The organism is Bacillus sp. TH50 (genome assembly GCF_016650565.1).
Lineage (GTDB): Bacteria > Bacillota > Bacilli > Bacillales > Bacillaceae_G > Bacillus_A > Bacillus_A mycoides.
This window is the reverse complement of sequence record NZ_JAEKFM010000003.1, coordinates 1721289-1735846: the sequence shown is the minus strand read 5'-3', so window position 1 is coordinate 1735846 and position 14558 is coordinate 1721289. Positions and strand designations below refer to the sequence as shown.

Sequence of the window (14558 nt, the reverse complement as noted above, 5' to 3'; positions counted from 1 at the left end):
AGTCGAGTATAGTGGGGAGAAGCTTATGAAAGAAGTATTAGAAGTTTTACCGAAAGCGATGAGACAGTTAGTTGAAGGCTGTAAACAATACGATACTCTAGAGGAAATTCGCGTTCGAATTGGAAGGCCACTAGAGTGTATCGCACATGGAGAAGTGTTTTTCTATGACTATATCGCTACAGCGGAAGATGCGATCCATTTATTGAATAAATTAAGCCAATTCTCAATTTATACGATGGAAGAGGAATTGAAACGTGGATATGTGACACTACGAGGAGGACATAGAATTGGCCTAGCTGGAAAAGTCATTACAGAAAAAAGTGCAGTGAAAATGATTCGGGATGTCTCTTCTTTTAATATTCGTATTGCCCGTCAAAAAATAGGGATTGCTGAGCCGCTTCTGCCATATCTTTATGAATCGCGATGGTTAAACACGATGGTAATTGGCCCACCGCAAACGGGGAAAACAACACTTTTAAGAGATGTAGCACGCTGTATGAGTCAAGGTGTAAGTGCTTCGAAAATTCCTTCATGTAAAGTGGGGATTGTTGATGAACGATCAGAAATTGCGGGTTGTGTGAAAGGAATCCCGCAATATGACTTTGGCGTGCGAGTAGATGTATTAGACGCTTGTCCAAAAGCTGAAGGAATGATGATGATGATTCGTTCTATGAGCCCAGACATCTTAATCGTAGATGAAATTGGACGTAAAGAAGATAGTGAAGCGATTATGGAGGCGGTACATGCAGGTGTTCAGCTTTTTATAAGTGCACATGGATTTTCTTATGATGACGTTGTGAAACGTCCATCGTTACAGGCGGTGCTGGAACTTGGTGTATTTGATAGGTTTGTGGAATTATCAAAAGCGAGAGGGCCAGGAACAGTTATGCAAGTGAAAGATAGAGATGGAAAACCAGTATTATCCCATAGAAAGGTTCAAGGCGTATGGTGAAAATATTTGGTGCGGTATTAATAGTTGCTGTTAGCACTTTTTTCGGATTTTCATACGCTAAAAGGTACAGTGAAAGACCACGGCAACTTAGGTTATTGAAGGCAGCATTGCAATCATTAGAAGCTGAAATTATGTATGGACACACGCCGTTATCTGAGGCTGCAGAGCGTTTAGTCAAACAAATGCCGAAGCCGTTAAATTGGATATTTCAAAGTTTTTCGAAACGGCTAGAGGACGGGGAGCAAACAGTTAGAGAAGCTTGGATTGATAGTTTGAAGGAGAACTGGACGTTAACGGCGTTTAAACAAACCGAGTATGAAATCTTACAACAATTTGGTGAAACACTTGGACAACATGATCGTGAATCACAGCAAAAACATATTCGCTTATGTATTACACATTTGGAGAGAGAAGAAGGAGAAGCGAAAGCATTACAACTACAATATGAAAAAATGATAAAGAGTTTAGGGGTACTAGCAGGGCTACTTATCGTAATTTTACTGCTATAGGGGGGAGAAAGGCGATGTCCATTGATGTTGGATTAATATTTCAAATCGCCGGAATCGGCATTGTTTTAGCTTTCATTCATACTGTACTAAAAGAATTAAAGCGAGAGGATATTGCAAATTGGGTTATCCTTGTCGGTTTTGTCGTTATTTTGTTTCATGTTGCATTTTTAATTAATACTCTATTCGACAAGATTAAAAGTGTCTTTCTCTTCCAGTAAAGGAGGCGGTTCGAATCGAAATTATACAAATTGTCGGATTAGGCCTCGTTGCTACATTTTTAGCTGCTGTTTTAAATCAGCATAAGTCTAGTATTACATCGTTATTTATTGTGTTCATTGGTAGCATGATGTTTCTTCTCTTAATCGATCAAATTCATTCTATTTTACAAATGATTGAGAGAGTGGCGAGTGAAGCGAAGGTTAGCAACGTATATGTAGAAACGTTATTGAAAATTATAGGGATTGCTTATATCGCTGAGTTTGGTGCGCAAATTACAAAGGATGCTGGTCAAGGTGCAATCGCTTCGAAAATTGAATTAGCTGGGAAAATCTTAATTCTCGTCATGGCAATTCCTATTTTGACGGTTGTAATTGAAACAATTCTCGGTTTTTTACCTACAGGATAAGGGGGAGTGAATGTTGAGGAAGTTTGGAGCTAAGCTATTATTTGCTTGCTTCCTTTTCTTTTCTTTACCGATTGTTGTACAAGCTTCTCCTATAGAAACAAACGTCGTTGATCAACAATTGGATAAGCTCGGAATTGAAGATGTGAAGCAATTTTGGGACGGGCTTGTTACAAAGTATGGAGGCTATTTACCAGAGAGTCAAAAAGGAAGCTTTATGGAGTTTGTAAAGGGAGAAAAAGAGTTCTCCATAAAAGAGTGGATGATAGGTCTACTAAAATATTTATTTCATGAGCTTGTTGCAAATGGAAAGTTACTTGGAACGCTCATTATGCTCACGATTTTCAGTGCATTGTTGCAATCGTTGCAATCTGCTTTTTCAAAGAGTAGCGTGAGTAAAATCGCTGATGCAGTCGTATACATGGTACTTATTATTTTCGCTTTAAATAGTTTTTATGTCGTTATGACATATGCAAGAGAGACGATACAAACAATGGTAGATTTTATACTAGCGTTATTACCAATTTTACTTGCACTCGTAGCAACAGGAGGCGGTGTTGTTTCTGTATCATTTTTTCATCCAATCATCATTTTCTTAATGAATACGAGTGGGCTTCTTATGAACTATATCGTTCTACCACTTTTATTACTTGCAACTATATTAAGTATTGTAAGCACGATGAGTGATCAATATAAAGTTACGAAATTGTCCAAGCTTTTGCAAAACGTTAGTGTTGGGATTATTGGTATCTTTTTGACGGTTTTTTTAGGCGTATTATCTGTACAGGGAACAGCGTCAGCCGTTGCTGATGGTATAGCTGTGAAAACGGCTAAATTTGTAACAGGAAATTTCATTCCTGTAGTAGGAAGGATGTTTACTGAGGCGGCGGATACTGTTATTAGTGCATCTGGATTATTAAAAAACACAGTCGGAATTATCGGGCTCGTTATTTTATGCTTAATTGTCGCTTTCCCAGCGATTCAAATTTTTTGTATCGCGTTTATTTATAAATTCGCAGCAGCAGTATTGCAACCAGTAGGCGGAGGAGCAATTATTCAATGTTTAGATATCATTGGACGAAGTATCATTTACGTATTTGCTTGCTTAGCTATCGTATCATTTATGTTCTTTTTAAGTATCACAATTATTATTGCTGCCGGGAACATTACTCTCATGATGCGGTAGGAGGTGAAGAGTATGCAATTTGTTACAGAGTGGATTAGAAATATTATCGTTTTTTTACTCTTAGCGACAATGCTTCATCTTATTCTTCCAAATTCAAATTTGCAAAAGTACGTTAAATTCGTTGTAAGTCTATTGTTAGTCGTATTAATTTTAACGCCTCTATTTAAGTTGTTACAAACAGATGTAAATGAAGTTATCGCAAATTTCAATGAGGAAAAGTACGTAGCAGATGGATCTGTAAAAAATTCGATAGATTCGAAGAAAAAAGAAATACAAGCTCTAACACGTGCATATAGTTTAGAAGAGATGGCTACCAAAATGAAAAAAGACGTAGGAAAAGAGTTTGAGAAAAAGTATGGTATGACAGTCTCTGAAATACAAATAGTCGCAGTGGAACATGCAGAAGAAGTAAAGTCAGCGAAAGATATTCAATCTGTTGTTGTGACGTTGAAAGAAAAAGAACGTAGTAAAAATGATGCAATCGAAACAGTAAAGCCAATTGAAATTAATATGAAAGAACCTCCAAAAAAAATAGAAGAAACGAATGTAGAAATGAAAGATTTCTTTTCAAGCAGGTGGCAACTAGAGGATAAACAAATCCAAGTTCAGATGGAAGGGAGGACAGGTAGCGTAAATGGACAATAAAGATAAAAATTCGAGGTTCTCATTTTTTCGAAACCTATTAAATGGGGATGGAAAAGAAAGTAATGAGAAGGGGAAAAAGGTAACACCTAAGTTTTTGCTTGTCCTACTCATACTTGGGATTGCGCTTATGTTTTCTAGTAATTTCTTATCACCTAAAAAAGAAGAAGTGCCTGTGTTTAAAGAAAAGACAAGTCAAAGCCAAGATAAAGATGTACCAACTTTCGGTCAAAAAAACAATGATAATATGTCAAATGTAGAAAAATACGAAAAAGCGTATGAACAAGAATTGAAAGCTTCTTTAGAAGAGATAGCCGGAGTAAAAGATGTAACTATTAAAGTGAACTTAGATTCATCTGAAGAAAAAATACTCGAGAAAAATACAGTAAAACGTTCACAAACGACAGGTGAAACTGATAAAGCAGGCGGGAAAAGGGAAGTAGAAGACGAGTCTCTTGATGAAAAGACAGTCATTATACGTGAAGGTGATAAAGAAACTCCAATTGTTTTGCGAACAGAGAAACCGAAAGTACGAGGTGTTCTGGTCGTAGCAAAGGGAGTGGATAATATACAAATAAAAGCAATGGTAAAAGAAGCTGTGACGCGATTATTAGATGTACCAGCTCATCGCGTTTCAGTATCACCGAAAAATTGATAGGGAGGAAATAAAGTGTTAAAAAAACAAACGGTTTGGCTATTAACGATGTTAAGTTTAGTGGTTGTACTATCTGTTTATTACGTAACAACTCCTGATAAAATGAATACAGCAGCACCGGCAACGGGTGAAAAGATGGGACAAGAAAAGCAAGGTGTTGATAAAGCAGTTACAAAAGAAACAACGAAAGAAACTACCAATAAAGAGACAACAAAAGAAAATACAAGCAAGGAAACTACAAATAAAGAAACAGACAAGAAAGAGAATGACAAAAAAGAAACAAGTAAAAAAGAGGCTAGCGTAACAGTTCAATCAAGCGATGAGAATTTTACAGCGCTTCGTATGCAAATGGAAGATCAGCGTAGTGTAGAGAAAGAAAAGTTACAAAATGTAATGAAGTCATCAAAATCTTCAGCAGAAGAAAAGAGTAAAGCGAAAGATAATCTTGATGCAATCACTACGATGGAAACGAAGCAACAATTACTTGAGACAGTGATTAAATCTCAAGGCGGATATAAGGATGCTCTTGTAAGAGCTGATGGAACAGACATTAAAGTAACAGTTAAATCGGCAAAGCATTCACAAAAAGAAGCGAATAAAATTATTCAGCTCGTAAGAAGTGAAGGTGGTTCAAAAGATGTAGGTGTGAAATTTGATCCATCAGTAAAATAAATTGAAATTATAATAGGTGTTGCTGCTTCAAATTAGATAAAAGAATAATAGAAAAAAGCTATCGTTTTCGATAGCTTTTTTCTATTTCATCTTTGCAGTTGTATTTAGTATTTTCAATTGGAAACGGGGAAATACGCTGTGAGTAAAAGATTAATGGTTCGTGATGATGGTGATTAGTTTTTCCAGATTTGACGTGAATGAAGAGGACCAATGTCCAAATCACTACGGCAGGCAAGAACAGGATGAGCCATATCATATGTCCGCACCTCACTACAATAAATTTGCTACACTTTGAACATACTATTCTTTTATGAAGGAAGAATGAACGGCGCGTAAACAAAAAAAATATTTGGTAAAAATATGTTTTTTTACCGTAGATAAAATGAAGAATGCTGAGGGAATTACGTTTTTACACTTTGCAGTTTTGAAAAAGTAAAGAATGTTTTTTAGGAAGTGGTCTTGCCAATTTTGTGTGAAACTTGGTATTATTACTAGGTAATAATTTTTTGGTGGAATAATATTTTTACAGGAGTTTCGATTTATAATAAAGAAATATAAATTGGAATGTTTAAAAAATTTAGCGTAAGATGGGAATAGTAAATATTTCTATTAGTAAATGTCATAGGAATAAATTTTCTAATAGAATACATCGTATTTTTACAGTAAATCAGTTTGATGCCAATCTGTAAAAACGGGACAAACAAGAGTATGGGAGTGGATTTTACATGTTTAAAATTCAAGAAGTTCGTGAATTAATTAAATTAATTGATAGCTCTAATATTGATGAATTTGAATACAAAAAAGACGGTACAGCAATCAAAATGAAAAAACGTGGTAATGAAGTTGTTGCTGTGCAAGCACCGGTAACGAAACAGGTAGTACAACCAGCAGCATCTGTTGAAGTAGAAACAACAGTAGCGGCAGCGCAAGTAGAAGTGCAAAAACAAGAAGAGAAGAAAGTTGTTCAAGATGAAAACCTACATAAAATCACATCACCGATGGTAGGGACATTTTATTCCTCTTCTTCGCCTGATACACCTCAATATGTAAGTGTTGGGGACAGAGTATCGAAAGATTCTATCGTATGTATTGTTGAAGCTATGAAATTATTTAACGAAATTGACGCAGATGTAGAGGGCGAAATTGTTGAAATTCTTGTTAATAACGGACAGCTTGTTGAGTATGGACAACCGCTATTTCTTGTAAAAGCGTAATAAGGGAGTCTTTGTGATGATAAAAAAAGTATTAATAGCCAATCGTGGGGAAATTGCTGTACGAATTATTCGTGCTTGTAAAGAAATGGATATTGAAACAGTTGCAATTTATTCAGAAGCAGACAAAGAGTCACTTCATGTGCAAATTGCAGATGAAGCGTATTGTGTTGGACCAACGATTTCAAAAGAAAGCTATTTAAATTTGACGAACATTATTAGTGTTGCGAAATTAACAGGTTGTGATGCAATTCATCCGGGATATGGATTTTTAGCAGAGAATGCAGATTTTGCAGAATTATGCCGTGAGTGTAACTTGATTTTTATCGGTCCAAGCCCAGAAGCCATTTCAAAGATGGGCACAAAAGACGTTGCACGTGATACAATGAAAGAAGCAGGGGTTCCGATTGTACCAGGTTCACAAGGTATTATTAAAAATACCGAAGAAGCGATCGAGCTTGCTAATCAACTTGGATATCCAGTTATCATTAAAGCGACTGCAGGTGGCGGCGGAAAAGGTATTCGTGTTGCACGCCATGAAGAAGAGCTTGTAAAAGGAATTCAAATTACACAGCAAGAAGCCAGTACCGCTTTTGGGAACCCTGGTGTATACTTGGAGAAGTACGTTGAAGATTTCCGCCATGTTGAGATTCAAATAATGGCAGATACACATGGAAATGCCATTCATTTAGGAGAGCGTGATTGTACAATTCAGCGCCGTCTGCAAAAACTATTAGAAGAAAGTCCATCACCTGCACTTGATGAGAATATTCGCAAGCAAATGGGTGAGGCAGCAGTTAAAGCGGCGGTAGCGGTTGATTATACAGGTGCTGGTACGGTTGAGTTTATTTATGAATATAAAACGAAAAGCTTTTATTTCATGGAGATGAATACGAGAATCCAAGTTGAACATCCAGTTACTGAAATGGTAACAGGGATGGATTTAATTAAAGAACAAATTCTTGTTGCTTCTGGAGAAAAGTTATCGTTACAGCAAGAAGAAGTACAATTTAATGGTTGGGCAATGGAATGTCGAATTAATGCGGAAAACCCTGCCAAAAAATTTATGCCATCTCCAGGTAAAGTAGAAATGTACTTACCACCAGGCGGATTTGGTATTCGCGTCGATTCAGCTGTATATCCGGGATATTCAATACCACCTTTCTATGATTCGATGGTTGCTAAATTAATTGTTCACGGAAAAACACGTGAAGAGGCAATTGCAAAAATGAAGCGAGCGCTCAGTGAGTTTGTCATTGAAGGCGTACATACAACAATCCCGTTCCATTTGCAATTGCTAGAGCACCCTGATTTTGTAAAAGGTGAGTTTAACACGAAATTTTTGGAAGAGCATGAACTTGTGACGCAGTGATACATTAAAGGAGGTTTTTTTCATGGCTGAACATATGTTAGATATGGGTCAAGATACAACTCTTGGAAAAGTAGAAATTGCACCAGAAGTAATCGAAGTAATTGCAGGTATTGCAGCTGCTGAAGTAGAAGGTGTAGCGGCAATGCGTGGTAATTTTGCTACAGATGTTGTTGAGAAGTTAGGTAAGAAAAATCATGGTAAAGGTGTAAAGGTTGAATTAGCAAACGAAGATATTATTGTTGACCTTTATGTTGTGATGTATTTTGGTGTAGCGATTCCGGTTGTTGCACAAAAAATTCAAGACAATATTCGCCAAGCACTCTTTACAATGACAGGACTTGAGCCAAAAGAAGTGAACGTTCACATCGTTGGCGTAACATTCGAAACACAAAAAACAGAAATCGAACCAGTGTAAGAGTGGAAAAAGGTGCCTAGTAAAATAGGCATCTTTTTTATCGTTTCATTTCTTCACAAATTAAAACCCTCTAATTATTATACTATTTCAAAAAAAAGAAAAATAAAACGGTATGTTTCATTTTTCCAAAAAACGTACATTGTGATAAGATATGGAACTTGAAGTTAATCTTTTTATTATTTTTCAGCCTTGTACCCCGTGTGTGAAACGATAAATTGTGTTATTATCATTGTATTATAAGGTTGGAAAATCAATGAAAACTGCAAGAGTAAGTGAATTGACGGCTTATAAATTATAATAATATAACAAAACATAAGGAAAGACTTGAAGTATAAAGGAGAGTTACAATGAAACGTAGGACGGCTAGAGAAAGAGCAATGCAAGCATTATACCAAATGGATATTACAGGTGAATTAGAACCGAAAGTAGCGGTGGAAAATACGCTAGATGAAGGCGAAGAAACAAATGAGTTTCTAGAATCACTTGTTGTAGGATTTGTAGACAACAAAGAAGAAATTGACGCAGCAATTCGTCAAAATTTAAAAAAGTGGAAGCTTGAGCGTATTAGTATTGTTGATCGCAGTATTTTACGTGTAGCTGTGTGTGAGATGAAATACATGGAAGAAATTCCGCACAATGTAACAATTAACGAAGCAATTGAAATCGCAAAAACATTTGGGGATGAGGAATCTCGTCGTTTTATTAACGGCGTTTTATCTAATATAAAAGATACACTGTAATTTCTTTAAGGGGGAAACTTAAAATGGTAGCAGTAATCATCAAAGGAAATGAAGTTGCGGAGAAAAAACGAGCACAATTAAAAGAAAAAGTTGTGAAGTTAAAAGAGCAAGGGATTGTACCAGGATTAGCAGTTATTTTAGTTGGAGAAGATCCAGCATCTCGTTCTTATGTAAAAGGAAAAGAAAAAGGCTGTGAGCAAGTAGGAATCTATTCAGAGCTAATTGAACTTCCTGAAACGATTACTGAGGAGCGTTTGCTTGCTGAAATCGATCGCTTAAATGGAGACGACCGCATTAATGGCATATTGGTACAATTACCTTTACCAAAACATATTGAAGAAAAAGCTATCATTGAAAGAATTTCACCGGAAAAGGATGTAGATGGATTTCACCCAATCAGCGTAGGACGTATGATGACGGGACAAGACACATTCCTTCCATGTACACCGCATGGCATTTTAGAATTAGTAAAAGAAACGAATCTTGATATTTCTGGAAAGCATGTTGTTGTAATTGGAAGAAGTAATATTGTTGGTAAACCAGTGGGGCAACTGTTTTTAAATGAAAATGCAACTGTCACATATTGTCATTCTAAGACGCAAAATATAAAAGAATTATCGAAGTTAGCTGATATTTTAATCGTAGCCGTTGGACGACCGAAAATGGTAACAGCTGACTATATTAAAGAGGGTGCGGTTGTAATTGATGTTGGTGTTAACCGTTTAGAAACAGGCAAACTTTGTGGTGATGTTGATTTTGACAATGTATTAGACGTTGCAGGTTACATTACGCCTGTGCCAAAAGGAGTCGGCCCAATGACTATTACAATGCTTCTTCACAACACTGTGGAGTCTGCAAAGCGTGCAGGTGTTGTTTGTCAATAATTTGAATCGGCTATGAGGAGAGAGAAATGGAGAAACAATATTTAACCGTTACAGCATTAACACGCTATATTAAAACAAAAATAGAGTATGATCCGCATTTGCAGTCTGTTTGGTTAAAAGGAGAAATTTCCAACTTTAAATATCATAGTCGTGGTCATATGTATTTTACATTGAAAGATGAAAATGCAAGAATTGCAGCGGTTATGTTTGCGGGTCATAATCGTAACATTAAATTCAGACCGGAAAATGGAATGAAAGTACTTGTAAAAGGAAAGATTTCTGTTTATGAGGCGAGTGGTTCTTATCAAATTTATATTCAAGACATGCAGCCTGACGGAATTGGAAACTTGCATTTAGCTTATGAGCAATTAAAAGTTCGTTTAGAGGAAGAGGGCTTGTTTTCTCAAGTTTATAAAAAAATAATTCCTCCGTATGCTAAAACAATAGGTGTAATCACGTCGCCAACAGGAGCAGCAATTCGCGATATTATAACAACAATTAAACGTCGTTATCCAATTGGAAATGTTATTGTGTTTCCTGTACTTGTACAAGGGGAGTCAGCAGCTCCCTCGATTGTACAAGCAATTCGTACAGCGAATGAAATGGGAGATATTGATGTTTTAATTGTTGGACGTGGTGGAGGCTCTATTGAAGAATTATGGGCCTTTAATGAGGAAGTAGTTGCAAGAGAAATTTTCACAAGTGAGATTCCGATTATTTCGGCTGTAGGCCATGAAACAGATTTTACAATTGCAGATTTTGTCGCGGATTTACGTGCACCAACACCGACTGCAGCAGCTGAGTTGGCGGTACCTAATACTATAGAGTTACAAGAAAAGGTATTACAAAGAACTCTGAGATTGCAAAGAGCAATGAGAGAGAGAGTACATAAAAAAGAAGAAAAACTGCAAGTGTTACAAAAATCTTATGCGTTCCGTTATCCAAGGCAAGTGTACGAGCAAAAAGAAGAGCAGTTAGACAGGGCTCTTGAACAACTTGTTTTAGCGAAAGAGCGTTATATAGATAAAAAAGTAAATCAATTAAAGCAACTTTCATTTTATTTAGAAAAGCACCACCCATCTCAAAAAATTATACAAACGAAAACGGCAATTGAAACGTTGCAAAAGCAGTTGCAACGTGAAATGCAAACATTACTTCAAACGAAGGAGTTCGTATTTGTGAGAGCGGCTCAAAAGCTTGAGGTATTAAGCCCGCTTAAAGTAATGATGAGAGGGTATGGGCTTGTATACGATGAAGAGAAACAAGTATTAAAAAGCGTGAAAGATGTTAGCCTTGGAGATGCTGTTTCGGTTCAATTACAAGATGGAATACTAGATTGTAGCGTATCAAGCATAGAGGAGCGTGAATTGAATAATGGAAAATAAGTTAAGCTTTGAAGAAGCAATTTCGCAGCTTGAGCATCTCGTTTCTAAGCTTGAACAAGGTGATGTACCTTTAGAGGAAGCAATTTCTTATTTTAAGGAAGGCATGGAATTATCTAAGCTTTGTGATGAGAAATTGAAAGATGTACAAGAACAAATGGCAGTTATCCTTGGGGAAGATGGAGAGCTTAAACCGTTTACTGCTTTAGGAGATGAAGCATAGTGACACATATAGCTTTTGATGCTTTTTTGAAAGAGAGTAAAACTTTCGTAGAAGAAAAGCTTGTAAGCTATGCAAATGAATTACAATGTCCAAATGTGCTTCGTGAAGCGATGGCATATTCTTTGGAAGCGGGTGGGAAACGTCTCCGCCCGTTACTTTTATTTGCAACGTTACAAGCGTTTGGGAAAGAAAGAAATCTTGGAGTGGGTGCAGCTTGTGCCCTTGAAATGATTCATACATATTCGTTAATTCATGATGATTTACCTTGTATGGATGATGATGATCTAAGACGAGGAAAGCCTACAAATCATAAAGTATTTGGTGAAGCAATGGCAGTTTTAGCGGGAGATGGTTTGTTGACATATGCTTTTCAAGTTATTATGGCATATGAGCAAAAAGAAATCTCTGCTGAAAAAAAAGTAAGACTTGTACTTGAGCTTGCGAAAGCAGCAGGACCTGAAGGAATGGTTGCTGGGCAAGTGGCAGATATGGAAGCTGAAGGAAAACGACTTACAATTAATGAATTAGAGTACATTCATAATCATAAGACAGGTAAACTACTTGAGTTTGCTGTACTTGCAGGCGCGATACTTTCTGATGCTACAGAAGAGCAAGAAGAGAAGTTACTTGCATTTGCGAAATATATCGGTCTAGCTTTCCAAATTAGAGATGATATTTTGGATGTAGAAGGAACAGAAGAAGAGATTGGAAAACCGATTGGTAGTGATGCTTCCAACGAGAAGAGCACATATACGACGTTATTTACTGTAGATAGAGCAAAATCTATTTTAGAGGAGAAAATTGCAAAAGCAAAAGATTCTATTAGCTCCTTACAATTACAAGATGAATATTTACTATCTATTTGTGATTTAATCGCAAAACGTAATAACTAATATAACAGCGTTTCCATTTGTTGAGTCATTCATCATTTTATGATATAAATGTAGGAAAGGTTTTTCTTTTCTTGTTATTGGCAAAAATATATGTAGATTACATTGCCGTTATCACTTCGTGTTAGCGGCTATTTTTTTCATCACGTAAAGAAATATGATGTATAATATGATAAGTGAAAAAATGGAAGTGTTTTCTGAAAGCAGGACAAGATAAAAAGAATAGAAAAGATAATTTCTTGTGTTGTGTAAATGTTTCTTATAATATTTGACATGTTGACAGATTATGAAATGAAAGTGAGTGATCCATGTGGATCTAACGCAAATTCAAAACCCTAGTTTTTTGAAAGATATGTCTATCAGTGAACTAGAGGGGTTGAGTGAGGATATTCGTAAGTTTTTAATTGAAGAGCTCTCTCAAACAGGTGGACATATTGCACCTAATTTAGGTGTAGTAGAACTCACAATTGCTCTGCATAAATTATTTGATAGTCCGAAAGATAAGTTTTTATGGGACGTAGGACATCAATCCTATGTACATAAAATTTTAACAGGGCGTGCGAAAGAATTCGGCACATTAAGGCAATACCAAGGTCTATGTGGTTTTCCAAAACGCTGCGAGAGTGAGCATGATGTTTGGGAAACTGGTCATAGTTCAACGTCGTTATCTGCTGCAATGGGAATGGCTCTAGCACGTGATTTAAAGAAAACGGAAGAATACGTTATACCAATCATTGGCGATGGTGCATTAACAGGCGGAATGGCTTTAGAGGCATTGAACCACATTGGGCATGAAAAAACGGACATGATTGTTATTTTGAATGACAATGAAATGTCAATTGCACCAAACGTCGGTGCACTTCATAATGTACTTGGTCGTTTACGTACCGCAGGGAAGTACCATTGGGTAAAAGATGAACTAGAGTATATATTGAAGAAAATCCCAGCAGTCGGCGGGAAAGTTGCTGCGACAGCAGAGAAAATAAAAGATAGTCTAAAATATTTACTAGTATCAGGCGTCTTTTTTGAAGAATTAGGCTTTACATATTTAGGTCCGGTCGATGGGCATGATTATGAAAAGTTATTCGAAACGTTGCAATATGCAAAGAAAACAAAAGGCCCAGTACTTGTTCATGTTATTACGAAAAAAGGAAAAGGTTATAAACCAGCTGAAAGTGACGTTATTGGAACTTGGCATGGAACAGGATCGTATAAAATTGAGTCAGGTGACTTCGTTAAACCGAAAGAAGTTGCACCAGCATGGAGTGCTGTTGTTAGTGAAACAGTGCTTAAGCTAGCGAGAACGGATGAACGTATCGTTGCAATTACGCCTGCAATGCCTGTTGGATCGAAACTTGAGAAATTCCAAAAAGAATTTCCGGATCGCATGATTGATGTAGGTATTGCAGAGCAGCATGCTACAACAATGGCAGCTGGTATGGCAACACAAGGGATGAAGCCGTTCTTAGCAATTTATTCAACATTTTTACAAAGAGCATACGACCAAGTTGTTCATGATATTTGTCGCCAAAATTTAAATGTTTTCATTGGAATAGATCGCTCTGGATTAGTAGGAGCAGACGGTGAAACGCATCAAGGTGTATTTGACATCGCGTTTTTACGCCACTTGCCGAATATGGTGCTTATGATGCCGAAAGATGAAAATGAAGGTCAACATTTAGTATATACAGCGATGCAATACGAAGATGGACCGATTGCTTTACGTTATGCACGCGGAAATGGACTTGGTGTTCAAATGGATGAAGAATTAAAGGCGATTCCAATCGGTACATGGGAAACGTTAAAAGAAGGCACACAAGCAGCAATTTTAACGTTTGGTACGACAATCCCGATGGCAATGGAAGCAGCTGAGCGTCTTGAACAAGCTGGAGTATCAGTGAAAGTAGTGAATGCTCGCTTTATTAAGCCGATGGACGAAGCATATTTACATGAGCTTTTAGGGGAAAATATACCGATTTTAACGATTGAAGAGGCTTGTTTAATCGGTGGCTTTGGAACGGGAGTAGTTGAATTTGCTTCTGAGAACGGATACCATAGTGCTTTAATTGAACGAATGGGTATTCCTGATCGCTTCATAGAGCATGGTAGTGTAACAAAACTGTTAGAAGAAATTGGTTTAACAACAGATGCTGTTGTAGACCGTATTCATACAATGATTCCATCAAAACAAAAAAGGGCGTAA

At 36.8% G+C, this 14558-nt stretch carries 18 protein-coding genes; 17 read left to right on the top strand and 1 reads right to left on the bottom strand.

Annotation, left to right across the window (positions count from 1 at the left end):
- Nucleotides 1-25 precede the first annotated feature (25 nt).
- Genes spoIIIAA through JFU23_RS08900 form a run of 8 tightly spaced genes read left to right on the top strand, consistent with a single transcriptional unit; the run spans nt 26 to nt 5238 of the window.
- Complete coding sequence (gene spoIIIAA / locus JFU23_RS08935; protein ID WP_002143102.1) at nt 26-952, top strand: stage III sporulation protein AA; 927 nt, start codon at nt 26-28, stop codon at nt 950-952.
- Nucleotides 946-1461 carry a stage III sporulation protein SpoIIIAB gene (spoIIIAB, locus tag JFU23_RS08930; protein ID WP_002088574.1) on the top strand — a complete coding sequence of 172 codons (516 nt, stop codon included), beginning with the start codon at nt 946-948 and terminating at the stop codon, nt 1459-1461. The genes spoIIIAA and spoIIIAB overlap by 7 nt, the downstream gene beginning before the upstream one ends.
- 14 nt (nt 1462-1475) lie before the next feature.
- Nucleotides 1476-1679 (top strand): stage III sporulation protein AC, encoded by a 204-nt coding sequence (gene spoIIIAC, locus JFU23_RS08925; protein WP_000020914.1) that lies wholly within the window; start codon nt 1476-1478, stop codon nt 1677-1679.
- A gap of 23 nt (nt 1680-1702) precedes the next feature.
- Nucleotides 1703-2086: a stage III sporulation protein AD gene (spoIIIAD, locus tag JFU23_RS08920; protein ID WP_078172833.1), complete on the top strand. Its 384-nt coding sequence runs from the start codon at nt 1703-1705 to the stop codon at nt 2084-2086.
- Nucleotides 2087-2096: 10 nt separating this feature from the next.
- Entirely contained in the window at nt 2097-3269 is a 1173-nt protein-coding gene (gene spoIIIAE, locus JFU23_RS08915) for a stage III sporulation protein AE (protein ID WP_002067101.1), read from the top strand.
- A gap of 12 nt (nt 3270-3281) precedes the next feature.
- Nucleotides 3282-3914 (top strand): stage III sporulation protein AF, encoded by a 633-nt coding sequence (spoIIIAF, locus tag JFU23_RS08910; protein ID WP_002015059.1) that lies wholly within the window; start codon nt 3282-3284, stop codon nt 3912-3914.
- Entirely contained in the window at nt 3904-4566 is a 663-nt protein-coding gene (gene spoIIIAG, locus JFU23_RS08905) for a stage III sporulation protein AG (protein ID WP_002088572.1), read from the top strand. Before spoIIIAF ends, spoIIIAG begins: the two co-directional genes overlap by 11 nt.
- A gap of 15 nt (nt 4567-4581) precedes the next feature.
- A complete protein-coding gene (locus JFU23_RS08900; protein WP_002015062.1) occupies nt 4582-5238 on the top strand; it encodes a SpoIIIAH-like family protein in 657 nt (218 codons plus the stop codon).
- 58 nt (nt 5239-5296) lie between these two features.
- Here the strand turns inward: JFU23_RS08900 and JFU23_RS08895 are convergent, their stop codons facing one another.
- The gene (locus tag JFU23_RS08895) at nt 5297-5494 is read right to left on the bottom strand and encodes a hypothetical protein (RefSeq protein ID WP_012261697.1); all 198 of its coding nucleotides are present in this window, start codon (nt 5492-5494) and stop codon (nt 5297-5299) included.
- A gap of 469 nt (nt 5495-5963) precedes the next feature.
- On the opposite strand from JFU23_RS08895, the gene accB reads away from it, so the two are divergent.
- The 9 genes from accB (at nt 5964) to dxs (ending at nt 14558) form a co-directional block, all read left to right on the top strand.
- Nucleotides 5964-6452, top strand: a complete 489-nt coding sequence (gene accB, locus JFU23_RS08890) for an acetyl-CoA carboxylase biotin carboxyl carrier protein (RefSeq protein ID WP_002067078.1) — start codon at nt 5964-5966, stop codon at nt 6450-6452.
- 16 nt (nt 6453-6468) lie between these two features.
- Nucleotides 6469-7821, top strand: a complete 1353-nt coding sequence (gene accC / locus JFU23_RS08885; protein ID WP_002015065.1) for an acetyl-CoA carboxylase biotin carboxylase subunit — start codon at nt 6469-6471, stop codon at nt 7819-7821.
- 22 nt (nt 7822-7843) lie between these two features.
- Complete coding sequence (locus JFU23_RS08880; protein WP_000807630.1) at nt 7844-8236, top strand: Asp23/Gls24 family envelope stress response protein; 393 nt, start codon at nt 7844-7846, stop codon at nt 8234-8236.
- A gap of 347 nt (nt 8237-8583) precedes the next feature.
- Entirely contained in the window at nt 8584-8976 is a 393-nt protein-coding gene (gene nusB / locus JFU23_RS08875; RefSeq protein ID WP_002067080.1) for a N utilization substance protein NusB, read from the top strand.
- A gap of 23 nt (nt 8977-8999) precedes the next feature.
- Entirely contained in the window at nt 9000-9860 is an 861-nt protein-coding gene (gene folD / locus JFU23_RS08870; protein WP_002067081.1) for a bifunctional methylenetetrahydrofolate dehydrogenase/methenyltetrahydrofolate cyclohydrolase FolD, read from the top strand.
- A 26-nt stretch (nt 9861-9886) separates the two neighbouring features.
- Nucleotides 9887-11245, top strand: a complete 1359-nt coding sequence (xseA, locus tag JFU23_RS08865) for an exodeoxyribonuclease VII large subunit (protein WP_002015068.1) — start codon at nt 9887-9889, stop codon at nt 11243-11245.
- Entirely contained in the window at nt 11235-11465 is a 231-nt protein-coding gene (xseB, locus tag JFU23_RS08860; protein ID WP_000428422.1) for an exodeoxyribonuclease VII small subunit, read from the top strand. The genes xseA and xseB overlap by 11 nt, the downstream gene beginning before the upstream one ends.
- Nucleotides 11465-12358, top strand: a complete 894-nt coding sequence (ispA, locus tag JFU23_RS08855; RefSeq protein WP_002015072.1) for a (2E,6E)-farnesyl diphosphate synthase — start codon at nt 11465-11467, stop codon at nt 12356-12358. Before xseB ends, ispA begins: the two co-directional genes overlap by 1 nt.
- A 307-nt stretch (nt 12359-12665) precedes the next feature.
- Entirely contained in the window at nt 12666-14558 is a 1893-nt protein-coding gene (gene dxs / locus JFU23_RS08850; protein ID WP_002190646.1) for a 1-deoxy-D-xylulose-5-phosphate synthase, read from the top strand.